At 42.6% G+C, this 26,700-nt stretch carries 16 protein-coding genes; 12 read left to right on the top strand and 4 right to left on the bottom strand.

Annotated elements, in window-relative coordinates; all coding sequences use genetic code 11:
• Positions 1-5 precede the first annotated feature (5 nt).
• From I2F54_RS06160 to I2F54_RS06135, 6 genes are all read left to right on the top strand, one after another.
• Complete coding sequence (locus I2F54_RS06160) at positions 6-1,400, top strand: DUF4434 domain-containing protein (RefSeq protein ID WP_195500757.1); 1,395 nt, start codon at positions 6-8, stop codon at positions 1,398-1,400.
• A gap of 28 nt (positions 1,401-1,428) precedes the next feature.
• The gene (locus I2F54_RS06155) at positions 1,429-3,174 is read left to right on the top strand and encodes a discoidin domain-containing protein (RefSeq protein WP_195500756.1); all 1,746 of its coding nucleotides are present in this window, start codon (positions 1,429-1,431) and stop codon (positions 3,172-3,174) included.
• 17 nt (positions 3,175-3,191) lie between these two features.
• Positions 3,192-4,427, top strand: coding sequence for a hypothetical protein (locus I2F54_RS06150; protein ID WP_229097142.1), 1,236 nt, complete (start codon positions 3,192-3,194; stop codon positions 4,425-4,427).
• 23 nt (positions 4,428-4,450) lie between these two features.
• Complete coding sequence (locus I2F54_RS06145; RefSeq protein WP_195500755.1) at positions 4,451-7,600, top strand: SusC/RagA family TonB-linked outer membrane protein; 3,150 nt, start codon at positions 4,451-4,453, stop codon at positions 7,598-7,600.
• Positions 7,601-7,606: 6 nt separating this feature from the next.
• The gene (locus tag I2F54_RS06140; protein WP_016661253.1) at positions 7,607-9,196 is read left to right on the top strand and encodes a RagB/SusD family nutrient uptake outer membrane protein; all 1,590 of its coding nucleotides are present in this window, start codon (positions 7,607-7,609) and stop codon (positions 9,194-9,196) included.
• A gap of 161 nt (positions 9,197-9,357) precedes the next feature.
• Positions 9,358-10,149, top strand: coding sequence for a carboxylesterase family protein (locus tag I2F54_RS06135; RefSeq protein WP_117857871.1), 792 nt, complete (start codon positions 9,358-9,360; stop codon positions 10,147-10,149).
• 53 nt (positions 10,150-10,202) lie between these two features.
• On the opposite strand, the gene dnaJ is transcribed toward I2F54_RS06135, so the two are convergent.
• Together dnaJ and I2F54_RS06125 are read right to left on the bottom strand one after the other, a co-directional pair.
• Positions 10,203-11,384, bottom strand: coding sequence for a molecular chaperone DnaJ (dnaJ, locus tag I2F54_RS06130; protein WP_009120667.1), 1,182 nt, complete (start codon positions 11,382-11,384; stop codon positions 10,203-10,205).
• Between the two features lie 13 nt (positions 11,385-11,397).
• On the bottom strand, positions 11,398-12,015 hold the full coding sequence (locus tag I2F54_RS06125; protein WP_009120668.1) for a nucleotide exchange factor GrpE: 618 nt from the start codon (positions 12,013-12,015) through the stop codon (positions 11,398-11,400).
• A 339-nt stretch (positions 12,016-12,354) separates the two neighbouring features.
• Between I2F54_RS06125 and I2F54_RS06120 the strand changes: the two genes are divergently transcribed.
• Entirely contained in the window at positions 12,355-13,971 is a 1,617-nt protein-coding gene (locus tag I2F54_RS06120; RefSeq protein WP_009120669.1) for an ABC-F family ATP-binding cassette domain-containing protein, read from the top strand.
• 92 nt (positions 13,972-14,063) lie between these two features.
• On the opposite strand, the gene I2F54_RS06115 is transcribed toward I2F54_RS06120, so the two are convergent.
• Together I2F54_RS06115 and I2F54_RS06110 are read right to left on the bottom strand one after the other, a co-directional pair.
• A complete protein-coding gene (locus I2F54_RS06115; protein WP_195500754.1) occupies positions 14,064-14,918 on the bottom strand; it encodes a CPBP family intramembrane glutamic endopeptidase in 855 nt (284 codons plus the stop codon).
• A gap of 48 nt (positions 14,919-14,966) precedes the next feature.
• Positions 14,967-15,854, bottom strand: a complete 888-nt coding sequence (locus tag I2F54_RS06110) for an AraC family transcriptional regulator (RefSeq protein ID WP_195500842.1) — start codon at positions 15,852-15,854, stop codon at positions 14,967-14,969.
• Positions 15,855-16,047: 193 nt separating this feature from the next.
• Here I2F54_RS06110 and I2F54_RS06105 point away from each other — a divergent pair, with 193 nt between their 5' ends.
• From I2F54_RS06105 to I2F54_RS06085, 5 genes are all read left to right on the top strand, one after another.
• On the top strand, positions 16,048-17,442 hold the full coding sequence (locus tag I2F54_RS06105; protein WP_195500753.1) for a sugar porter family MFS transporter: 1,395 nt from the start codon (positions 16,048-16,050) through the stop codon (positions 17,440-17,442).
• A 62-nt stretch (positions 17,443-17,504) separates the two neighbouring features.
• On the top strand, positions 17,505-20,801 hold the full coding sequence (locus tag I2F54_RS06100; RefSeq protein WP_195500841.1) for a DUF5107 domain-containing protein: 3,297 nt from the start codon (positions 17,505-17,507) through the stop codon (positions 20,799-20,801).
• A complete protein-coding gene (locus tag I2F54_RS06095) occupies positions 20,785-22,245 on the top strand; it encodes a glycoside hydrolase family 53 protein (RefSeq protein ID WP_195500752.1) in 1,461 nt (486 codons plus the stop codon). The genes I2F54_RS06100 and I2F54_RS06095 overlap by 17 nt, the downstream gene beginning before the upstream one ends.
• A gap of 6 nt (positions 22,246-22,251) precedes the next feature.
• Positions 22,252-23,589 (top strand): hypothetical protein, encoded by a 1,338-nt coding sequence (locus I2F54_RS06090; protein WP_195500751.1) that lies wholly within the window; start codon positions 22,252-22,254, stop codon positions 23,587-23,589.
• A 20-nt stretch (positions 23,590-23,609) separates the two neighbouring features.
• Complete coding sequence (locus I2F54_RS06085; protein WP_195500750.1) at positions 23,610-26,696, top strand: SusC/RagA family TonB-linked outer membrane protein; 3,087 nt, start codon at positions 23,610-23,612, stop codon at positions 26,694-26,696.
• Positions 26,697-26,700: the final 4 nt, after the last annotated feature.

Here is a 26,700-nt window from a genome sequence, read left to right as displayed (position 1 = left end):
ATACCATGAAGAGAAAAATATTTTTGACCTTGTGTTTTATCATGATTGTTGTTTCTACAGTCTATGGTGGAGATAATAGAGTAGGGCTAACTTTAATTCCACCGGGTACCATTACCAATAAGGTTGATTTGGATATTCGTGCAGGTATAGTGAATCAAGGAACAGAACAACAAGACTTTAAAATTTCTATTTACTTGAATAATGTGGAACAGCAGTCTTTACTACACTATTCTACAATAACACTGCCCATAGGAGCATCACATAGTATTAAATATGTATTGAATACTACCGATAAAGTGGGAAATAATCGTATTATCCTGAGAGTAGAAGATGGAAAACAGAGTTATGAAGTTACTAAGAAATTTGAAGTAATAGAGTCTGATATTCGTTCTACTCGTCTTATTGACGGGGCTTGGGCAGGTATCTACCATTGGAGTGAAATAGAAGGAAAACATTGGAACGCTGATATAAAACAGATGACAGATGCCCAATGGCATGAAATGGTGCGGTCTATGCACAATATTGGTATGGATGTCATTGTAATTCAGGAAGTATTTCGTAATCAAGAATATGTGGGACAACATAAAATGAACGTTGACAATTATCCGGGTAAGGCTTTTTATCCGTCAGAACTTTATCCGGATAGGGTACCTATTATGGCGCATGATCCGTTGGAGGCTATTCTTAGTGAGGCTGATAAACTGGGGATGTCGGTTATGATGGGTGTGGGAATGTTTGCATGGTTCGATTTTTCTGCGGAATCTCTTGAATGGCACAAACAAGTGGCCAAAGAATTGTGGAATAAATATGGAAGTCATCCTTCTTTTTATAGTTTTTATATTTCAGAAGAATGTGCCGGAAACCTTTATAATTCGGAGCAGACCTATGAAATGCAGTTAGTGAGAAAAAAGGAAATTTGTGATTTCTTCCGTGAATTCAAAAAGTATATCAAAAAGTTTGCACCAGAAAAACCTATTATGCTTGCAACAAACAGTATGGGAGTATTGGATGGGGCAGATGCATATCCCGCTTTACTGCAGAATCTTGATATTTTATGTCCGTTTGGCTTTGCACGTATGCCCAAAGGAGATTTAACAGGAAAAGAGGCTGCTGATATATTGCAGAATTTCTGTGACGATGCAGGGGCACATTTGTGGTTTGATCTTGAGGCATTTTTATTTAATCCGGATAATTCTCTATATCCGCGTCCCATAGAAGAAATCATTCATGATCTGACATTGCTTGATAATTTTGAAAAGGTACTTTGCTATCAGTATCCGGGAGTATTTAATGACCCTAAGATGTCTCGTAGAATAGGTGAGAAGCGCACTATTAAGTTATATCAGCAATATCAGAAGTATATGAATGATGTGAAGCGGATGCGCAGAAACAATAAATAAAACCTTTTGTATAATTAAATTTTATATTATGAAAATTATTAAAAGAATTTCTATTCTTTGTCTATGTTTGTCGTACATGATATTATCGTCATGTTCAGATGATTACGGAGCTAATCCGTTTGACAATTCACCATTTACGGTATCCAAATTGCCAAAGGTGCTTTCGTTTGAACCCATTGAAGGTAAGGCGGGTACTGAGGTTACTATAGTCGGCATTAATTTCTCTACTGCTACCGATGTGGCTTTTGATGGTAAAAAAGCTGAAAGCTTCGAGATTATTGATGATACCACTATCAAAGCCATAGTTAGTGAGAAAACTACGACAGGTCCTATATCGGTAACTAATGAGAAAGGTACGCGTGCTTCAAAAGAGAAATTTACGTTTATTAAAGAGGCTGCGGATGATACACCATTGGATGTCAATTTGGCGGAAGGCAAGGGTGTAACGGTATCCATTAATGAGGCGGCTAATTTCCATATAACAAATGGTAAATATGAAAATGCTTGGCAAGTAGTTGACGGAGCAACTCCTGCGGCCGAAGGTTGGTTTATTATAGACCTTGGAGATGTATATACTTTCGATAATATTGTCACAGCTTGGGATATGGGAGCTTATGCTACTGATTATGAACTTTTGGTTTCAGAGGATGGGGAGCAATACACTTCAGTTTCTCACACGACAGATTGGACTACTGCAAATACTGAAGTATCAGGTATTTTTACTGTTGGAAAACAAGATATCACACTTACTTCAGCTGTAAAAGCCCGTTATGTAAAAGGTATTGTAAAAGCATGTAATTCACCGTGGGCGATGACAGTTTGTGAGGTTGAAGTTTATAAGAGAAATGCTACTGGTGGAGAGGATGATACTCCGTATGATGAAAATATTGCTGTAAGTAGAAGTGTAACGGTATCCACTAATGAAGCTGCTAACTTTCATATAACAAATGGCAAATATGAAAATGCTTGGCAGGTAATTGATGCTGGAGCAAGCCCTATGGCTGAAGGTTGGTTTATCGTTGATCTTGGTGATGTAATGAGTTTTAATAATATTATTACTGCTTGGGATATGGGAGCTTATGCTACAGACTATGAACTCTTTATTTCAGAAAATGGTGATAACTATACTACAATTTCACATACAACGGACTGGACTACCAATAATATCGAACCTGTTGGAGTTTTCAATGTAGGTAAACAAGATATTAAACTCGGTAATTTAGTGAGGGCTCGTTATATAAAAGGTATCCTAAAAGGATGTAATTCACCATGGGCGATGACTATTTGTGAGCTTGAAGTTTATAAGCGGAAGGATGGCAGTGGTGATACTCCTACAATGCCGGAGGATATAACTCCGATGAATACAAACCTGGCTTTGAATAAACCTATTACAGTTTCTTCTACGCTTTATCCGGTTCCGCAAGAAGCTGTAGATGGCAATACTACTATTTCTAAGTGGGCTACTAATGATGTTAATACAGCGGAACATTCTCTGGTAATAGATTTAGAACAAGAATATACCATCAATAATATTGATATTTATTGGGGGTATAATAATCACAGTATCAAAACAAAAATCTTAGTTTCTTCTGATGGAATTAATTATACAGAATGTGCTTCAGAAAATTATAACCCGACAGCTCAGGCTGGAGAAGTAGTTATACATAATATAGCATTCAATAGTATAAAAACTCGTTATGTGAAAGCTGTTTTTACAGCATATATGAAAGAATGGGGACTTTGGTGCTATGAATTTGAGGTTTATAAACGATAATATTTATTACTGATAATATGAAAAAAGCATATATAATGGTCGTGATGTTTGCGACTCTTTCTTTAAGTACATTTTCAGCTTGTGGTGATACGAGTACTGCACCGCCACCCACTGTTTTAAATCCTGATGATGATAATTCTGATGGTTCGGATGAGGGAGAAGGGGATGAAGCGAGTGAAATGACTCGTATTTATGACGTAGTGAAAAAAAATCAGCTTGCTTATATTCGTTCTTTGCAAATATCCAGTGGTGCGATTAAAGATAATGAGCAATCTAATAGTCGGATTTGCCCTTATTTTTCCAACTTTGCTGTTATGGCATTGTTGAAAAATCCGGTAATGGAGAATGTGGAAGTGGTGAAGAAATACATTACTTGGTATTTGAATAAACTTAATAGAACTAATATCAATCCTCATACAGGACAACCGGAAATAATAGGCTCTGTTTATGATTATTATGGCGATACAGAAACAACCCATGGCACATATGATTCGGTAGATTCTTATGCTGCTACTTTTTTAGAGATTGTAATGGAATTGGCAAAGTTATCAGAGGAGAATAAAAACTGGTTACAAGAGAAAAAAGACGATATTTCCTTGGTAGCAAGTGCTATGATAAATACTATAGATACTGAATCTTTTTCTATCCCGACGGATTTTACCTCGGATGATAATGACTATCTAAGCATAGCTAAACTTGATTATCCAGTAAAATATTTAATGGATAATTGTGAAGTAAATATGGGACTTAAAGCTGCTTTATGGCTGAAAGATAATGGGTTAATAGATAATGCGGTAGATTTTTCAACTTTTCTTGCTCAGAATACAGCGTCTGTAAAGGCGTTGTATAATGGTACTGTTTTCCGTTGGAATAAAGGAGCTAACGGAACAGGAACCCCTGATTTAAGTAAGTTCTATGCTGATGCTGTATGCCAACTGTATCCTGGTTTGTTCCAAGTTATTGAACCGGATAGTGAGATTGCCAATAAGGTATATACACAATTCAATAGAAATTTTGGAAGTTGGGCGAGTGGAACGACTTATGATGATTACCCGTGGACTATTATAGCCTATGCTGCAGCTACTATTAATGATGTAACAAGAGTAGAAACTTACGTTAAACATATTTATTCTTATAACTCTAAAGGGCAGCAGAAAGATAGGTGGTATAGTGCAGAAGCTGGTAGCCTGCTTTTGGCTATAGATAGAATACAAAATCCGATAGTGGATAGTAAATATTCACATATCAACTAATATTTAATATAATGATACTACATATGAAAAATTTGAGACAAAATAAAGGTGAGAGTTTGATCATGACCTTGTGTTTTGTTCTGTTATTACTCGTCCCGTCTGTAATATCAGCACAAAATTCAAACATTACCGGTAGGGTGGTGGATACTCAAGGTGAACCGATTATTGGTGCTACAGTTATGCAGGAAGGAACAACAAACGGTGTGATAACCAATGTTGATGGGGAATTTGTTTTTTCTTCTTCTGAAAATGTCACATTGATTATAAGTATGATAGGTTATCAAACTGTGACTTTGAAAGCTACCCAAGGACAACGTTTAAATGTAATAATGAAAGAAATGTCCTATGAATTGGATGGAGTAGTTGTGATAGGTTACGGTTCGGTAGCTAAAAAGGATTTGACAGGTGCCGTAGGAGTAGTTAGCGGAAAAGATTTAAAAGATATGCCGGTAAGTAATATTAATAATGTACTTCAGGGTAAAGTTCCTGGTATGACAGTTAGTTCCAGTAGTGGTACGCCGGGGGCTGGAAGTGTTGCTCATATTCGTGGTATTGGTTCTATTACAGGGTCTACCACTCCGCTCTATATTGTGGATGGACTTCCGCAGGATGGTATTGATTATTTAAATCCGAATGATATTGAATCCATTGCAGTTCATAAGGATGCATCTGTGGCAGCAATCTATGGTTCTCGCGGTTCAAACGGTATTATCATCGTTACTACAAAGTCCGGTAGTCTTGAGAAGAAGACAGAGGTGGCCTATGATGGATATGTAGGTTGGCAGGCTCCTTGGAAACGTCCCTATATGCTTAATGCTGCCGATTATATTACTTATAAAAATATGGCTGCCGATAATGCAGGAGTAGACCGTCTTCCGGCTTTTTCTACTCAGGAAAATATTGATGCTGTACTGAACTTTGTGAATAAAAATTCCGGTCCAAACGGAACAGATTGGTGGAAACATATCACTAATGATGCTGCCTTTATGCACAATCATAATATCAGTATCAGTGGTGGAGGTAAAAATGTAGGAATTCTTTCCAGTTTGTCCTATACTGACCAAGATGGTATTGTGAAGGGTTCCAGTTATGAACGCATTTCATGGCGAAACAATTTTGACATGAAAATATCGAATCGTATTTCTTTGACGGCAAATGTGGGAATCATTGATGAAAAACGCCAATTGGTTGATGAAAGCGGTATGGCTACCGGTACTGTTTATACAGCTATGGGGGGGGATCCTATTACTCCTGTATTTCGTAATAATTTGGTCGATGTTCCTGATTTCCTAGGTGATATTTACAATGGTTATGAGCCCAACAATCTTTATTCTCAATATGCAGGGTTCTTGTTCTCGAACAAACGTAACCCGGTAGGACAGATTGAAAGAATGCGCCAGAGCACTTATGAAACTCTTTTTGTAAAAGCAGGTGCGAATTTGGAAGTGAGACTTTTTAATTTCTTAAAGTTTAATTCTCGTTTTGGGATGGATCTTGCCCGTTCAACAACGGAGGGACTACAACCTAAGTATTTCTTGAATGCTTTTGACAAAGCTGATGAAAATACTGTAATAGCAAATAATTCCAGAAATAATTATTTTGTATGGGAACAGACATTGACCTATGATCAGACTTTCGGAAAATTCAAAGTAGGAGCTTTGTTAGGTACTTCTGCCGAGAAGACGTATGTATCAATTGTAAATGCTTCCATACAGGGAATTATTAATAACGATAAGGATATGGCTATTCTGAATGCCGGAACTATCAATCCTTCAGTGTCGGGGTATCCTTATGATAATTCAATGTTGTCATTCTTCGGTCGTGCCAGTTTGGATTATGATAGTAAATATTTATTGGCGGTAAATTTACGCCGCGACGGTTCTTCAAAGTTTGCTGATGGCCATAAGTGGGGTACTTTCCCGTCTGTGTCGGCTGCATGGCGCTTTTCCAGCGAAGCATTTATGAAGACTGCACATAGCTGGCTGGATGATGCTAAATTACGCGTCAGTTATGGTTTAATCGGTAATCAAAATGTTCCCGGCGGACTTAATTATTCTCAATATGGAAGTTCAATATACGATTACTATTGCTTCGGTTCTCCAACTACTCCTTCTATCGGTTCCGGAGTGATTACGGTGGGAAATCCGGTAATGGAATGGGAAACTTCCAAACAATTTGACTTAGGACTTGATTTGCTCCTTTTCAATAATAGTCTTGAAATTGTGGCTGATTATTTTCGTAAAGACATTGATAATATGTTGATGCAGGAACCGTTGCCCACAACATTAGGTTTCCCAATGTTTCCTTATTCTAATGTCGGTTCGATGCGCAATACCGGTTGGGAGTTTGGTATAACTTATCGTAAGGCTTGGAGTGATTTTAACTTTACTGCTTCTGCTAATATTTCTACATATAAGAATGAAGTCACTTCATTGGGTAATGGCGATGCAATCTATGGGCATGCATTTGATAATGTAACAGTATTGACCAAGACAGAGGTCGGACAGCCGGTAGGTTATTTTTATGGATATGCTACTAATGGTATTTTCCAGAATGAGGAGCAAGTGGAAGGTAGTGCGCAAAGAGAATCGGCCAAACCGGGAGATATTCGATTCAAAGACCTTAATAGTGATGATGTATTAGATGAACAAGATCGTACTAAGATTGGTGACCCTTGGCCGGATTTTGTGTATGGTTTATCCTTGGGCGCTACTTGGAAAGGATTTGATTTTAACGTATTCTTTCAAGGGTCACAAGGAAATGATGTTCTGAATATGACTCTCCGTGATTTTGAATCGGGAACCGGTACGATGAATGCCCGTGAAGGTTTTCTGAATCGTGCATGGAATGGTGAAGGTTCTACGGATAAATACCATAGAATATCTGCCGAACAGGGACAGAATAGCGAAATCTCTGATTATTTTGTAGAAGATGGTTCTTATCTCAGACTGAAGAATTTGCAATTAGGTTATAATTTTTGTGAACGTTTATTGAAGATTAAAGGTATTAGCTACTTACGTCTTTATGTAAGTGCTCAAAATCTATTTACTCTTACCAAGTATTCAGGTCTTGACCCTGAAATTGGTTCCAGTAATGCTACTCTTAATGGTATAGATCAAGGGTTCTATCCCCAAGCGAGAACATGGACTGTTGGTTTAAATATTAAATTCTGATATAAAATGAAAAAGATAAAATTATTGATAGCATCTTTGGCAGCAATCTCATTCTGCTCTTGTTCCGATTTCTTGGATAGTACTCCTAAGGGGACTATGACCGAAGATAAGTTTTTCCTATCTCCTGATGCCGGGTATAGTACAGTTGTTAAATGTTATGATATGCTTGGGGATGCAATAGGTTATGAGATACCCCGTATGATGTTGTATAACATTGCTACTGACGATTCGGAAAAAGGCGGTTCGGATGCCAGTGACCGGCCTAGTGCTGCTGATTTAAGTTTCGGTCGTCCATTAGCTTCTAATGCGGATTTGGCTGCACTTTGGGAAGGCATGTATAAAGCTATTGCAAGATGTAATCTTTGTTTGGAAAATATCCCCAATAAACCTTTGGTAGATGCCGATGGTTATCCGATTGCGGCAGACGTGAAAGCCAGATATATAGGAGAGGTGAAATTTTTGCGCGCATTTTATTATTTCGAGCTCTGCAAAATTTTTGGCGGTGTACCTTTGGTAGAGCGTTCATTAACAGTAAATGACAGTAAAAGCTTGCAAAGAGCTACTGAGGCTGAGACTGCAGAATTTATTATGAACGATTTGGCCGATGCAGCATTGGAAGAGAATCTTCCTAGTCGGGTTTCATTGCCGGAGTCGGAAATCGGACGTGTCACCAGGGAAGCCGTATGGGCAATGCAAGCACGGGTATATATGTATTTTGCCAAGGATGATGCTTCTTATTATGAAGATGCACGTGATGCTGCAAAAAAGGTTGTGGAATCAGGTTGTGAATTAGCTCCCAATTTCCAGTCACTTTTTCTGGAAGGGAATTATTTACTGAGTGAATCTATCTTACCGAATATACAAGGAGATGATCCTACCAATAATGTTTACGGTTCTTTTGTACCTGTATATTCTAATCCGAGAGGTTCTGTTGGTGCATATGGTTTTGATCAGCCTACTCAGAATTTGGTTGATGAATTTGAAGAAGGGGATCCCCGTTTGTTGTTTACTATTGTGCAGCCTGGTGATAAATTCCCCGGTACGGTGAAAGATGAAGTTTTGGATTTCTCCACTTACCCTAATACAGGTTATCATAGCCGTAAAGCTTTTTTGGTAGCTTCAAGAAGGGGACTAGGGTTTGGTGATGATGCCTGGACATTCAATATCATTCGTTATGCCGATGTTTTGCTGATGTATGCAGAGGCTTTAATTCAAACTAATGGTGATAAACAGACTATAGTAAAATGTATCAACGCAGTTCGTCAACGCGCTAATGATTCGCGTGGAGAAGATGCTGAAGCCGTTTCTCGAGTATTGACTATTCCTGATAAAGACTTGAAAATGGTAACTGTAAATGATGATTTATTGGAAGCTGTCAAGCATGAACGCAGGGTAGAGTTGGCAATGGAATATAACCGTTTGTATGATCTTAAACGCTGGAATTGTTACATTGAAACGATGAACGCATTTGCCAATTATCCTTATGCAAAGGGGCGCGGCGCGGCATTTAAAAAAGGAGTTAATGAATTGTTTCCTATTCCGCAGTCAGAAATTGACCGCTCTGGTGGTTCTATTAAGCAGAATCCCGGATATTAAGAAAATGGGTATTATTAATTAAAATAAGACGGGATAGTTGTATATTTGTAAACTATCCCGTCTTATTATTTTTAATGAGAGTATAATATTATTTTAAAAATAAAGCATATAGTGGGCATAATGAGTATTTTAATAATGATTGAATAATGGTTAGTATAGATATGAAGAAAATAGTTTGCATACAAATATTGTTATGGATGTCATGCCTGATAAATGTATCAGCGCAAGATTCTTACAAAGAATATGAGCAAAAGGTGTATGTGTCTTCCCAGGGCGATTCTTTGCAATATTGTTTGTTGCGTCCGGAAGTGGAGAAGCCGGGTGAAAAATATCCATTGGTACTATTCTTGCATGGTGCAGGTGAACGAGGTAATGATAATCGGAAGCAGTTAAAGCATGGGGGGCAAATGTGGCTTAATCCTGTCAATCGAAAAAAGTATCCGGCTTTTATTTTGTTACCTCAATGTCCTGCAGAAAATTATTGGGGGTATGAAATGCGTCCGAATTCTTTAGAACCTTTTGGGATGCCTGATAATCCGGAACTCACCACTACTATACGTACGTTGAAAAGTTTGCTTGACACTTTTCTTGATATGCCACAGGTAGATAAACTTCGCGTTTATATAATGGGGCTTTCTATGGGTGGAATGGCAACCTATGATATGGTTATTCGTTATCCTGAAATCTTTGCTGCTGCAGTTCCTATTTGCGGCACGGTAAATCCTGTCCGCATTGGAAAAGAACTAAGAGAAATTAAGTTCCGTATTTTTCATGGTGATACAGACTCTGTTGTAACACCTGAAGGTTCCCGGGAAGCTTATAAAGCATTGAAGGCTATTGATGCCAGCGTTGAATATATCGAGTTCGTAGGATGTGATCATAACAGTTGGAATCCTGCCTTTAATTATCCTGATTTTATGAACTGGTTGTTTAATCAAAAGAAAGAGAAATAATTCTCTTTCTTTTGATATGCATTGTCTGTTTTTTATACCCAGAAGTATAATCTTTAGTCAAACAAACTCTTGAACTTCTTGAAAATCTTCTCCTTAATAGAAGTATTCGGCTTGAAATTATCCGAACCTTCCATTTCTTCCAAGGCTTTTTTCTCCTCTTTATTCAGAGTTTCAGGTACATATACACTGACATTCACCAGTAAATCCCCGGTACCGTATCCGTTTACATTAGGCAAACCCTTGCCGCGTAAGCGGAGAACCTTTCCCGGTTGTGTACCCGATTCGATTTTCACCTTCACCTTACCGTCGATGGTGGGTATTTCTACCGCACCGCCCAATGCCGCTGTCGGGAAGCTGAGCAACAGGTTATAAATCAAGTCGTTTTCGTCACGAATCAGTTCCTTATCCTGTTCTTCCTCTACAAGAATCAGCAAGTCGCCCGGTACGCCGTTGTGCTTGCCGGCATTACCTTTGCCGCCCATGGAGAGCTGCATGCCTTCGGCTACGCCTTTCGGGATGTTTACGGTAACAACTTCTTCACCGTAGACGATTCCTTCACCGGCACATTCCTTACATTTATTCTTGATAACTTTACCTTCGCCGCCACAGGTAGGACAGGTGGTGCGTGTCTGCATCGTTCCGAGAATGGTCTGCTGGTTGCGGATTACCGTACCGCTACCTTTACAGGTAGGACAGGTTTCCGCGCCGCCGTCTCCCTCTGCACCGGTTCCGTGACAGTGGCTGCAGGGTACATATTTTTTCAGTTTGAATTTCTTCTCTACTCCGGTAGAAATCTCCTTGAGGTTCAGCTTCACCTTAACGCGTAAGTCCGAGCCGCGATAACGGCGTTGCTGTTGCGCGCCACCGCCGCCGAATCCGCCGAAACCACTGAAACCGCCGCCAAAGCCACCGCTGTGTCCGCCGAATATATCGCCGAACATGGAGAATATGTCGTCCATGGACATACCGCCGCTGAAACCGCCGAACGGTCCGCCGTTACCGGCGGCACCACCCATTCCGGCATGGCCGAATTGGTCGTAACGGGCACGCTTGTCCGGATTGCTTAATACATCGTATGCTTCCGCCGCTTCCTTAAACTTCTCCTCGGCTACCTTGTCGCCAGGGTTTTTGTCGGGGTGATATTGGATGGCTTTCTTGCGATAGGCTTTCTTTATCTCTTCTACCGATGCTGTTTTTTCGACTTCCAGTACTTCGTAATAATCTCTTTTTTCCATATAACTGTGTATGTTATTCTCCAACCACTACTTTGGCATGGCGGATTACTTTGTCGTTTAGCGTGTAACCGGTTTGTACGCAGTCCAGAATTTTACCTTTCAAAGCTTCGTCGGGAGCCGGGATTACGGCAATGGCTTCGTGGTAGTCTGTGTCAAGCGGCTGTTCTTTGGTTTCGATTACTTTGACACCGTTCTGACCCAATACTGTCATAAACTTGTTGTAGATAAGCTCCACACCTTCTTTTACGGCAGCTACATCGGTGGCGGTCTCCATGTTTTTCAGGGCGCGTTCAAAGTCGTCCACGATAGGAAGAATGCTGCTGATGCTCTTTTCTCCGCCATTCAGGATAAGTTCGGCTTTTTCTTTCATTGTACGTTTACGGTAGTTGTCGAACTCGGCGGAGAGACGCAGATACTTGTCTTTCTGGTCTTCAATCTCTGCATTGGCCTTTTCCAATTCCTGAGCGAGTTTCTCTTCTTCAGTCAGGGCAACCTCTTCTTTTTCAGTTGTTTCCTCGCCGTTCTCGTCTTGGACGGCTTGCTCTTTCAACTCTTCTTCGTTGATGTTTTCTTTTTCTTTCGGGTCCATATTGTTATGCTTGTTATTCTTATAAAATGATTTTGCTTTCATTGCTGTCAAGGGTTTAAGTTAATATGATACGGTTTTGATAGCAAAAACTTTGCCAAATTGACGGCTTTTGCCAAAAACGCTGCAAAGGTAATACTTTTATGTCAGATTGACAGCGAAATATTCCATAAATAGGAAGTTAACATCGTGCGGGGAGTAAGTTAACTTGATAGGTTGCAGTAAGTTAACTTCATTGCAGATGTTTACTTAACTTCATATCATGCAATAAGTTAACTTGTTGTAAGCTGTTTTACCGTATTATTTCGTATCTTTGTGCCCGCAATTCGCAGAGTTATAGGTATTAAATAGTAAGTAGTACATAATAAAATAGTAAATATAAAGATGATTACAGTCTCGAACGTATCGGTACAGTTTGGTAAAAGAGTGTTGTTTAATGATGTAAACTTGAAGTTTACAAGTGGTAATTGTTATGGTATAATCGGTGCCAACGGTGCGGGAAAGTCCACTTTCTTGCGGACCATTTCGGGAGATTTGGATCCGACGACCGGCTCTATCATGCTGGGACCGGGCGAACGTCTGTCTGTATTGAGTCAGGACCACTTTAAGTGGGATGCCTATACGGTGATGGATACCGTAATGATGGGGCATACGGTGTTATGGGACATTATGAAACAACGTGAGGCGCTCTATGCCAAGGAAGACTTCACGGATGAGGACGGTTTGAAAGTTTCCGAACTGGAAGAGAAATTCGCCGAGCTCGACGGCTGGAATGCGGAAAGTGACGCTGCCGCTTTATTGAGCGGGTTGGGCATCAAGGAAGACAAGCATTACGTGCTGATGGGCGAGCTGAACAATAAGGAAAAAGTACGTGTCATGCTGGCGCAGGCTTTGTATGGCAATCCCGATAACTTGCTGCTGGACGAGCCTACCAATGACTTGGACATGGACACCGTAACCTGGTTGGAAGAGTACCTTGCCAATTTTGAACATACCGTTTTGGTAGTGAGCCACGACCGCCACTTCCTTGACTCCGTGTGTACGCATACGGTGGATATCGACTACGGAAAGATTAACCTCTTTGCCGGTAATTATAGTTTCTGGTATGAATCCAGCCAGTTGGCTCTCCGTCAGCAACAGAACCAGAAGGCTAAAGCCGAGGAGAAGAAGAAAGAGCTGGAAGAGTTTATCCGCCGTTTCAGCGCCAATGTGGCAAAGAGCAAGCAGACTACCAGCCGTAAGAAGATGCTGGAGAAACTGAATGTGGAAGAAATCAAACCGTCGTCACGTAAATATCCGGGTATCATCTTCACTCCCGAACGCGAACCGGGCAATCAGATTCTTGAAGTTTCGGGACTGACAAAAACGTTGGAAGACGGTACGGTATTGTTCCGCGATGTAAACTTCAATGTGGAGAAAGGGGATAAAATCGTATTCCTTTCACACGATCCGCGTGCTATGACCGCCTTGTTCGAGATTATCAACGAGAATATGAAGCCGGATGCGGGAACTTTCAACTGGGGCGTAACGATTACCACCGCTTATCTGCCGCTGGATAACACTGCCTTTTTCAATACGGACTTGAATCTGGTAGATTGGTTGAGTCAGTTCGGCGAGGGCAATGAGGTATACATGAAGAGCTTCCTCGGCCGTATGCTTTTCTCCGGTGAAGAGGTGCTGAAGAAAGCAAGCGTATTGTCGGGTGGTGAGAAGATGCGTTGTATGATTGCGCGTATGCAATTGCGCAATGCCAACTGTTTGATTCTGGATACTCCGACCAATCATCTTGATTTGGAGTCTATCCAGGCATTCAACAATAATCTGAAGACGTATAAAGGCAATATCCTGTTCTCATCTCATGACCACGAGTTTATCCAGACCGTGGCGAACCGTATCATCGAGCTGACACCGAACGGTATTATCGACAAGATGATGGAGTATGATGAATATATCACTTCGGACCATATCAAGGAATTGAGAGCGAAGATGTATAATAAGTAGTGGTTAGCGATTAGTGGTTAGTGATTAGTAAGCTGCGCCATATATGGTGAGATACTAATCACTAACCACTAATCGCTAATCACTAATTGCTATCAATTTTTTCTGAACATTTTTAAAATCACTGCTGTTCCCGCTACCATTAGTACCGTACAAAGTATGGAACCTTCAAAACCGAAAGCTCCGCCGTTTATCAGATTGGTCTCGGGCAGATAGAGCGTCAGCAAACCGTCACAAAATTTATTTCCACTGACTTCATAACCCAAAACCGGACCTTGTATCCAGTTCCAGAACCAGTGTAAAGCTATCGGGAAACAGAGATTACGCGTGTATATATAAGAAGAACCTAACAGAATGCCTGCCAGCAGGATGTTGATAAAAGACAAAAAGTCGAAGTTCGGATTGGCTATATGAACCAGTGAGAACAGGGTGGCAGAGAGAAACAATGCCCAAAACTTATTCACCCCGCCTTGCAGCATACGCTCCAATACAAACCCCCGCAATGCGAATTCTTCTGTAATGGCTACCAGCAAAAAGAAAACAAAGCTAATTAATAAGGAAGAAGGATTGAATACAACTCCTGCAATCTCTATCGCTCCTGCCAATAAGGATACGCCGAATCCTACCGCATAAAGAACGATTGCCAGTGATATTCCTGATAACAAATCTTTCTTACGTATCGCCAAAGAGCGTCCCAATCCGGCTAATGAAACTCCTCGGAAATGCCATACAATCCAAGCGGAGAGGAATATACCTATCAGCATCAGTGTTTCGCTCAGGACAAAATAGAACATCTTATCGGCTCCTTCCTTACCCAGCTTTTGCAATACTGCCGAGAAAGGTATACCTAGTATTGTAATAATGATAACAGCAAGCGTGACAAAAGATATGATATCGATTGCCACTTTTCCAAAACGTTTGGCTTTAGACTCATTTCCAATAGTTTCCATGCATAGAAAATTAATGTGGTTATATTACAAAATGTATTCTTTGTCTTTTTATACCTTATTACGGTTACGATAAGCTTTAGGACTGACCCCCATAATATGTGAGAACAACCGTGAAAAGTAGTATGGGTCGTCTATTCCTAACTTCAAGCTGATTTGATTAAGTTTCAAATCTGTATTGTCGAGAAAGTTACAGGCTTTGCGCATTTTCATAAAATTGAAGTAATTCAAAGGACTATGGCCTGTGCGCTCCTTGAATACGGTCGAGAGTCGGGACGGAGAAAGGCCGGAGAAGTCGGCGATTTCTTTCAGTGTGAGATGCCTCTCAATATTTTCATCAAAAAAGTGAGTTACTACATTCACTATGTCATTACCATGCGCTGTCTTATCATTCGCATCGCGATATTGCTGGATAAAACGCAATGAGGCGAGATAGTGCTGAAAAGTTGCCATTGCGTAACGGATATTCTCAATGGCAAATGATGATTTAAGAGTATTGAAAATCTCCTCAAACAAATTGATTCTTGTATTGATACGAGATGCCATGCTCGGTGTTACATTCAGTGGACTGATGCAGTCTGTGGCATAGTGCTTTGCGAGTGAGCCATAAAAATGGATCCAGTAAATGGTCCATGGATCATTCTCATCCGCAGCGTAAGTATGGGATATACCGGCAGGAAGGATAAAGTATTGGTTTGTTTTTACATCATAGCGCTTGTCATTGACTTCAAACCAACCTTTTCCATTGACACAATATATAAATACATATTGGTTTATGGGTTTCTTTCTGCTGCGGTAGTGATGCCATGCTTTGGGATAGTAACCGATATCCGTAATATAGATAGAGGACGCGAGAGGGTCATCTTCCATAAGTTTGATTATAGCTTGAGGCAATACAATAGACTGTTCGCCTTTGAATCCGTCTCTGATTTTCATAATACTTGATGTTGATGCACAAATATAATGATTTTGAAAATGTAAATACAGCGATTCTTTGAAAAAGTGATTTAACCCATTACGCTTATACGTCAATAAAACAATAAGATTGTCCATTTATTTTTTACGGAACAGTCATTTTTCACAAAGTTCTAAAACACTACTTTTGCATTGTACAATTAACCTATTTAATATCATGAAAGATTTCAAAAAAGAATTCATCTATTTCATCTGTATTGTTTCGGCCATGGGCGGTTTGCTTTTTGGTTATGATTGGGTGGTGATTGGGGGTGCCAAACCATTTTATGAAGTATTTTTCGGAATAGCAGATGAACCGACTTTACAGGGATTGGCTATGTCTATCGCTCTTGCCGGCTGTCTTGTGGGCGCAATGGCTTGCGGTACTTTGGCAGACCGTCTCGGCCGTAAGCCGCTACTTGTTATTTCCGCATTTATTTTTCTTGTTTCGGCCTATGGTACCGGTGTATTCGATACCTTTACCGCTTTTCTGTGTGCCCGTTTTGTCGGTGGTATTGCAATCGGTTTGGCTTCGGGGTTATCTCCGATGTATATTGCTGAAGTTGCTCCGAGCCATATTCGCGGTAAACTTGTGTCTTTGAACCAACTGACTATTGTACTTGGTATTTTAGTGGCACAAATTGTCAACTTTATGATAGCCGAACCGATGCCTGCCGGAACTACTGTTCCTGCTGTAGATTCGTGGAACGTCCTGATGGGCTGGCGATGGATGTTTTGGAGTGCGGCATTTCCTGCCGGAGCTTTTTTGCTTCTTGCCTGTTTCATTCCTGAGAGTCCTCGTTATTTAGTGATGAAGAATCGCATAACGGAGGCGATGGAAATACTCAGGAATATTGGCGGACAGGAGTATGCCGATGATGAGGTAAAGGCGGTAAGGAATACCAAGAATAGCTCGAAGAAGCAGAGAGGGTTGGGGTTGCTCTTCAGCCGCCCGTTCCGTAAAGTGTTGGTTCTCGGTTTGGTAATAGCTGTTTTCCAACAATGGTGCGGTACGAATGTCATCTTCAACTATGCGCAGGAAATCTTTTCCAATGCCGGTTACGACCTGGGAGAAATGCTTTTTAATATTGTCTTAACCGGAATTGTGAATGTCGTATTTACCGTTGTCGCAATTTACACTGTCGAGAAGCTCGGACGCCGTAAACTGATGCTTTGGGGTGCAGGCGGGTTGAGCGTGATTTATGCTACGCTTGGTACGTGCTACTTTTTTCATGTAACCGGTTTCTTCATGATTATCTTGGTTGTGGCGGCAATAGCTTTCTATGCTATGACTCTTGGCCCTATTACATGGGTGCTTTTGTCCGAGATATTCCCAAATCGGGTTCGTGCCATAGCTGTGGCTACCTGTACTTTTGCACTTTGGGTAGGCTCGTTCACATTGACTTACACCTTTCCGTTGCTTAACGTTTCACTCGGTAGTTTCGGTACATTTTGGGTTTATGCGTTAATCTGCGGTGCGGGTTATGTCTTTTTCAAAATTCGTTGCCCCGAAACCAAAGGAAAAACTCTGGAACAGCTTGAAAACGAACTTGTCGATGTGGAGAAAGAATAAATCCTTTTAGCTTACTTCTAAAAATAATAATCGAATAACATAACTTATAAATGAATCATACTATGGTAAAAGCCTGGAAAGAAAAAGTAGTAATTCCTACTTATGAAGTAGGAAAGCCTGAAAAAAATCCTATATTTCTCGAGAAACGTGTTTATCAGGGTTCAAGTGGCGTGGTTTATCCTTATCCTGTGATAGAGTCGATATCCAATGAGAAAACCGACCATGAGTGGAGCGCTGTTTTCATTGAAAATGAATATATCAAGGTGATGATACTTCCTGAACTTGGCGGACGTGTACAAATGGCATACGACAAGATTAAACAGCGTCACTTTGTTTATTATAACCATGTTATTAAACCCGCCCTTGTGGGGCTTGCCGGTCCGTGGATCTCCGGCGGCATCGAATTCAATTGGCCTCAACATCATCGTCCGTCCACTTATATGCCGGTCGATTGTACTATCGAGGAGCATGGGGATGGCTCCGTTACCGTATGGGTGAGCGAAATGGAGCGTATGTTCCACCAAAAAGGCATGGCAGGATTTACACTCCGTCCCGGATGTGCTTTCCTCGAAATAAAAGGCGTATTGTACAACCGTACCGATGTACCGCAGACATTCTTGTGGTGGGCCAATCCCGCTGTTGCGGTCAACGACCACTACCGTTCGGTATTTCCGCCCGATATCAATGCTGTTTTCGACCACGGCAAACGTGCCGTAAGTTCGTTCCCCATTGCGACGGGAACCTATTATAAAATGGACTATTCGTCCGGTGTCGATATTGCTAACTATAAGAATATCTTTGTGCCTACTTCATACATGGGTGTGAATTCGAAGTACGACTTCGAAGGGGGGTACGAATTCGACACAGAGGCGGGAATGCTTCATGTGGCAAGTCATCATGTGTCTCCCGGAAAGAAACAATGGACGTGGGGAAACGGAGACTTCGGCCGTGCATGGGACCGTTGCCTCACCGATGACGACGGCCCTTATATCGAACTCATGGCAGGTGTTTATACCGAAAACCAACCGGACTTTACATGGCTGATGCCGTATGAAGAAAAAGAGTTTACGCAATATTTTCTTCCTTATCGCGAGCTTGGCGTTGTAAAGAATGCCACCAAGGACTTGCTGATGAATATCGAGCCGCAAGAGGGCGGTAAGGTACATCTGAAAGTATTCGCCACATCGAAGCAGACCGTAATAATCCGCTTGGCCGGAGAAGATAATAGCGAATATCTCAATCGTGAGGTCTTGATAGACCCGGAAAAAGTATTTGAAGAAACTGTCGATGTGCAGGGTGCGCCATTCAGTACATTGACCCTTGACTTTATAAAAGACGGACGCGCAGTGATGTCATGGCATACGGAGCCTGACGAGATTCGTCCTATTCCCGATGCTGCTGAAGCCGCCTTATTGCCGGAGCAGATTAAAACGGTTGAACAACTGTTCCTTACCGGTCTGCATTTGGAGCAATACCGCCATGCTACCTATTCACCGGTTGATTACTATGAAGAGGGGCTGCGCCGTGACCCGGACGATGTGCGTTGCAATAATGCAATGGGGTTGTGGTATATCCGTAAGGGACGCTTTGACATTGCCGGACAATACCTCGAAAAAGCCGTTAAAATCTTGCAAAAACGTAATCCCAACCCGTATGACGGCGAGCCTGTTTACAATTTAGGTCTTGCCCTCAAATATCAGGGACGTTATGAGGAAGCCTATAACCGTTTCTATAAAGCTACTTGGAATGGCGGTTGGCAGGATGCCGGTTATTTTGCATGCGCACAAATTTCGTGTATGAACGGGGATTACAGTGAGGCGCTTTACGAAGCCGAACGTTCCCTTCTGCGTAATTGGCACAATGCAAAGGCACGCGCACTTAAAGCCGCCGTTTTGTATCGGATGAACCGTCATGAGGAAGCAGTTACGTTCTGCCGGGAATCGCTTAAATTCGATAAGTTCAATTATGGTTGCCTGTATATCGAGTATCTTATTACAGAGGAACAGGCGCTGCTCAATAAGCTGGTTTCCCTGGTACATGGCAATGCGCATAATTATGATGAAATAGCCATTGACTTCTGTGCCGCCGGTTTATGGCAAGAAGCAGAATCGCTTTGGCAGGTTGCCATAGCGCAAAAGGCAACTACCCCGATGTCATATTATTATCTTGGCTGGTGTCTGTTGCAGGCAGGTGATAAAGAGAATGCCAGTAAGGCTTTTGATACCGGTAGCGCCGGTTGTCCGGATTTTGTCTTTCCTAACCGTCTTGAGGCTGTCCTTGCCCTGCGTGCTGCGCTCGAAGTCAATCCCGGAGACGCTTGCGCCAATCATTACCTCGGTAACCTTTTCTATGACAAACGTCAGTACGACCTTGCACAAAGCCATTGGGAATGTGCTGCCGAACTTAATCCGGAATTCCCGACCACATGGCGTAATCTTGCCCTTGTCTATTATAATAAACGCAATGCTCCCGGGAAAGCTCTTGAGTATATGGAACGTGCTTTCTTTCTCGATGAAACCGATGCCCGCGTTCTCATGGAGCTGGATCAGCTCTACAAGAAATTACAGCGTCCGCATGCCGAACGCCTGGCATTCTTGCAGAACTATCCGGAACTGATAGAACAACGCGACGACCTCGTTCTTGAGGAGATAACTCTCCTCAATCAGACCGGCCGCTATGCCGAAGCAAAAAGGAAACTTGACAATCATCGGTTCCACCCCTGGGAAGGTGGTGAAGGTAAGGTTCCGTTTCAATATCAGACCGCTCGCGTGGAACTTGCAAAGCTTGCTATTGTCGAAGGAAAACATGCTGAAGCAGTCGTACTTCTCAACGAGTGCCTGCAATATCCTCATCATTTGGGCGAAGGTAAACTTTACGGCGCACAGGAGAATGATTTCTTCTATCTGCTTGGTTTGTGCTATAAGGCGATGAGGCAGGAAGACGATGCCCGCCGATGCTTTGAGCAGGCGACACTCGGACCGACCGAACCGGCTGCGGCTATGTATTACAATGATGCTAAACCCGATAAAATCTTTTATGCCGGTCTGGCATTCCGTGCTCTCGGCAATGAGAATAAGGCGCGTTCTTATTTTAACCGCCTCGTAGACTATGGTAAACAGCATCTGCATGAGAAAGTGGTGATGGACTATTTTGCTGTCAGCCTTCCTGACCTTCAGATTTGGGATGGCAGCCTCGATGAGGCAAACCGCATCCATTGTTTGTACATGCTTGCACTCGGTTATGCAGGTCTTGGCGACAGTGTACACTCTGAACGCTATCTTGCCGAAGCCGAGGCTATGAATATCAATCATCAGGGAATTCAATCATTTAAAACCTTAAGCAATGTCACGAAGCACTAAATTGTTTATAATTTCGTTGGCGCTCTTGGCTGTATATAGCCTTACGGCGTGTAGCGATGATGATGTATATCAGGCTCCCGAAGCAGTCGACACTTATGTGTTGGCTGTCGGGGACAATTATGGGGATGCTATGACAGGGTGGAATGTCACTGATATTCCTAATGGCATCTATGACCTGGAATTCTATACGAAATCATCTCAGACAACCGAACTTCCCTATCTGGCCGCTTCCGGTAAAATGACTGCAATCAAGCCGTCGGAAAAAACTTGGGCTAAAAATGTAATTAAAGGCATTGAGGTGAGTAATGGTACATGCCGCATTGAGCTTGGCAACGGCGAAGGTATCGAAATTGCGGATTTGCAGTTAGTCAGTTCCCGGCAGGCAGAATTCAACCTTGTGAAGGGCGGCGATATTTCTCTTCTTTCGTATGTGGAGGATAATGGAGGAAAGTACTATAATGCGGACGGTCAATCCGATGACTGTCTCGAAATCCTTAAGCAGAATGGTATGAACCTGGTACGTCTGCGTCTGTATAATGACCCGGGTAATAAGGATTTCTATCCTTCGAATACTTTGCCTGCCGGCTATCAAAATCAAGCGGACATCTTGAATTTGGCGAAACGTGCCAAGGAAAAGGGTATGGAAATACTGTTGACATTCCATTATTCCGATTATTGGACGAATGGCGATGACCAGTACAAACCTCATGAATGGGCCGACCTGGATTTTGAAACGTTGAAGACTGCAGTCTATGATTATACGGCCGATTTTCTCCGGAAAATGAGTGCGCAAGGCACTACTCCCGAATATGTAGCTATTGGTAATGAAATTCAGGCGGGGCTTCTTTATCCGGACGGCGCTTGCGATGACCCTATCAAGATGTGCGCTTTGCTTAATGCAGGTGCAAAGGCGGTTCGTGAAGTTGCTCCGGATGCCCGGATTGTAATTCACAGCACGTATAGCGAAGGTATTCCGGAAACAACCCATAAATGGTTTTACGGCTTGATGCGTGATTATGCGGTAGACTACGACATTATCGGTATTTCTTACTATCCTTTTTGGACTAATATGTGGGCTTCGGACTTTCGTGCATGGGCAGACCGTATGGTTAACCTGTTCAATAAAGACATCCTGGTTGTCGAAACCGGTTATGCATGGAACAGGACGCTTCCCGACGGTAATCCGGGACAGCTTTCTCATAACGGCCCGTATGCCGAGTTCTCTAAACTCGGCCAGCGTGACTTCATTGCAGACTTGACGAATCAAATCAAGCAGGTAAAGAGTGGTCGTGTTCTTGGTTATATCTATTGGGACCCTATATTCATTGAAATTCCCGGGTTGGGTTGGATTCTGGGTGATAAGAATTACGTAAGCAACACTACGCTCTTTGGTTTCCAGGGAGAATTGCTTCCGATATTTGACGCTATAAAATATAATAATTAGTTGACCATGAAAAATATTCACTTAACCATATATACTGCCCTGATGACAATAGCGGCAATTTTCGTTTCGGGTTGCAGTAACGAATATGATGACGTTACTCCCGGCAACTATGTCGAAACGGAGCGTATAGAAACTTTTCCCGGTGATACGGTATCTGTTGCCGGCACTGCGTCCAACGGTTCTCCTATATCTTTTGTTTCACTCGTTTGCGAAGCATGGGGCGTAAATCAAGTGTATGACCGGACGGCATACGAAGATAACGTATTCGATTATGAATACCAGCTCATCGTTCCCAAAGACGCTACACTTAATCAGGTACTTACAGTAACGGTGAAGTGTGAAAACGGTAAGTCTACCGTACGCGAAATTCCTATCAGTTTTCTTCCCGACACTTCGGCTCCTACTGTTACTCCGGCTTTCAATGCACAGGTAGGCGTTGACTTTGATACGGAACAGCAAAAGGCTGTTTGGGATATCAACTTTACTGCTATGGATGACCGCCGCCTGAAATCGGTACACATATCCATTCCTGCTTTGTCATATGATGAAACCGTGGAAGTTTTAGACCGTAGCGCATCCGTTAAAAAAACGGTTGAATTCACTACTACGGGTTCTTATCCGTGCGTAATCACCATTGAAGATGCCTCGGGCAATAAATCCGTGCACAATATCGAAGTCATGGTAATGCTTTCCGAAACAGAGAACCCTATTCAGGATTATCCCGGAATGTATGTTGTGGATGCCAATGAAAATCCAGATGACTATATCGACGGCTATTACCGGTGGATGGACCGTAAAGGGGAATACCAATATGAAGGCAAGTTCTATGCTACTACAGACAATTCTAAAATATTCTTCACTCCGGAGCGTAATCTTGACGGAGATTTATACGGCGTTTCACCTTATGTATCTTCAAAGTTGATGAATAATAACGGGTATGCGGTTCCTGTGACGATAAATAAAGCCGGGTATTATGGTATTTGGATTGACCTTCAGGCACACACTTATAGTATATGGGCTCTTGAAATTCCAACTGATGCTTATACTGGTGCTTTGTGTGTGACTGGTGAAGGATTTACTATTGGTAATTGGGCGCTTTCAGCAGAAATGACTAAGATAACGGATTATCGCTATACAGGTACTGTATCATTAGTCGAAGGGTACGGAGATTATGTATATTGTTTAACTTCCCCTGATTGGTCATGCCAATTCCATGGTGATGGTAAATATTGGTGGATAGCTTCTGGCGGTGCTAATTTAACTTTCCACACTGATTATTCCGGAGAAGTAATCGTAACTTTTGATACCGCCTATCCGTGGGGAACAATTAAAAAATCGAATTAAAAACCTTATAATTTAGGACAATGAAAACCAATGTTTTATCACGTTTTGTGATAGCCTTTGCAGTGATAGCATTATCGGTACTTCCTGCACTTGCTCAAATTACGGTTACGGGTACTGTCACCGATAAGACCGGAGAACCGCTGATTGGTGCTTCTGTGCTGGTAATGGGTACGCAAAATGGTAGTGCTACCGACCTTAATGGAAACTTTACCCTCAAGAATGTGGCAGAAGGAGCCATTATCAGAGCCAGCTATGTGACCTATAAAGAACAGGAACAGCGAGCCGCTTCGAAAATGCATTTTGTGCTTGAAGAAAACTCCGAGCTTCTCGATGAAGTTGTGGTAGTGGGTTATGGTTCTATGAAAAAGAGCAACCTTTCCGGTGCTGTTGCTTCCGTCAAAGCAGACGACCTTCCTTCGGCAGGTAGCGCTTCGGTCGGTGAGATGCTTCGGGGGCGTGCCGCCGGTATGAATATCACTTCTTCTACTGCCGCACCCGGTGGTCAGATGAGCATTGCCATACGTGGCGGTTTGTCAGGACAGCAACCACTTGTTGTGATTGACGGCGTACCGCAAGCTCCCCATTCCAAAGTGTCTGCGGGAACTATCTATTCCGGTGCGGCCAAAGATAATTCCGGTTTGATTAATCTCAATCCGAACGATATCGAGAGCATCGATGTGCTGAAAGACGCTTCCGCGGCAGCCATTTACGGTTCCGATGCTTCCGGGGGAGTAATTCTTATCACCACCAAGCGCGGAAAGGAAGGCCGTCCTGAAATTTCATACAGCGGTTCGGTAGCTTTTTCCCGCATAAAAGACGCTCCCGATTTTATGGATGCCCGCCAGTTCATGATTACGCAGAACCAGGTTTTTGAGGAATTGGGACGCGGTGACGAGAAAAAGTTTACGCAGAGCCAGATTGACAATTTCGTGGGAGAAGGCACGGACTGGATGAAAGAAGTTACCCGCACAGGCGTTGTCAATGAACATAACCTGTCTGTCACTGCCGGTGGAAAATCCACTAAGACACTTTTCTCTCTGAGCTATTATGATCATCAGGGATTGGTGAAAAACAATTCTATGAATCGAATCACCGGACGTCTGAATGTAGACCAGGATTTCGGTAAATATATCAAGGGCGGCATTAATTCATCTTTCAGCCAGATTAAATATAACGATGTTCCGACCGGTGACTCCCGTCAGGAAAAATCGGCAGTGCTGTACTCCGCAATGACATTTATTCCTACTGTTCCCGTTCGTGATGCGAATGGCGATTTTTCTGTCAATCCTATCCGTGACATGTATCCCAATCCTGTGTCGCTTCTCGATATCTACGACAAGACAACCGCTAAGAATCTTTATGCAAGCGGTTATCTCGAATATAAACCGTGGTCTTTCTTCAATATCCGTGCCACAGCCGGTGTCGATATCAGCTGGACGCAGGCAGACCAGTACACGCCTACCACTACCAAACACGGTTTCTCGCTCAATGGCGAGGCATCCAAGCAGAATGCCAATTCGCAGATGAACCTTGTAAATGTCATAGCCAATTTCAATAAGACATTTGCGGATAAACATGATGTGAGCGTTATGGCAGGTTGGGAATACAAGAAACAAAGCTGGGACGGTATGGGTATCATAGCCCGTGATTTTCCTTTCGATACTCCGCTGATGAACAATATCGGTTCGTCACAGCAAGAAAAGCCTACTATCAGTTCCTATCGTGGTACGAATGAAATGGCGTCATGGATAGGACGCGTCAATTATACATTGCTCGACCGCTATATTCTTACGGCTAATCTTCGTATAGACGGTTCTTCCAATTTCTCCGAAGAACACCAGTGGGGAGCGTTTCCCGGTTTCTCCGCAGCCTGGAAAATCAATGAAGAAGCATGGCTGCGGGAACAGACATGGCTTACGACTCTTAAACTTCGCGGTGGCTGGGGACAGACCGGTAATGCCGGCAATCTTACCGGTATCAATACTTTTTACAGTGTGATGCAAGGTGCATGGGCTCCTGGCGGTTCTCCTGTCAACGGTGTCGCTTTATCGAAAATCGGCAATCCGAATTTGAAATGGGAAACGCTTACCGATATCAACATCGGTTTGGATGCAGGCTTTTTCAATAATCGTCTCCAAGTCAGCGTTGATGCCTACCAGCGTACCCGTAGCGATGTGATACTGAGCAAGCAGCTTATGAGTTATCACGAAGTCACTACTATCGACTATAACTCAAGGGAAAAATACCGTAGCCGCGGTATCGACATAGGCATACACTCCATAAATATAGCCGGCCGGGATTTTTCATGGAGTACCGACCTGAATTTATCGTTCTATAAAAATCAGACTATCAGCCGCGACCCCGATTTCATACCTGCCGCCTATCAGCCTATGGTGCAAGATTGGGGAGATATTTACGGTTGGCGTACCGACGGCTTGGTACAGCAGGGCGAAACTTACGCTCATCTTCCCAATTCGGGAGCCGGCGCTATCAAGTATCTGGACTTAAATGGTTATATGCTGGACGAGAAAGGGGAGCGTATGCGCGATGCGGACGGACGTTACATCCTTTCCGGCGAACCTGACGGCTTGCTGGATGAGGCTGATTATGTAGCCCTCTACAATTCGACTCCCATACCGTTCTCTATCAATAATACCTTGACCTGGAAAAACTGGGATGCCAACATCTATATTTACGGTTCGTTACGCGGCCGCAAGATTAATGACGTGAAACACCAGAGCGTCTATGGCCTGGAAGATATCACATACGGTGTGAATGCCCTTACCGATGTGATGAACCGTTGGCGTCCCGACTATCAGGAGGGTTCTATGCCCGGTGTGGCTGAGGCCAAAAGCGGATTCGCTCCTTCCAAGAGTGACTTCTTCTATGAAAACGCCTGGTATCTCCGTATCGATAACATATCGGTAGGTTATACATTTCCTGCCAAGTGGTTCAATGATAAAGTAAAGAACCTGCGCCTCTACGGTGCGGTACGCAATATCGGCGTAATCACTCCCTACAAAGGTATGGACCCTGAAACCGGTAACGGTATCGGCGCTTATCCCAATAATTTTCAGGTAGCGGTAGGGGTCGACCTTAAGTTTTAACTTT

This window comes from Bacteroides clarus (assembly GCF_015555825.1).
In the GTDB taxonomy this organism is placed as follows: Bacteria; Bacteroidota; Bacteroidia; order Bacteroidales; family Bacteroidaceae; genus Bacteroides; species Bacteroides clarus.
The sequence above is the reverse complement of the archived record's forward strand: the minus strand, read 5'-3'. Positions and strand labels throughout refer to the sequence as shown.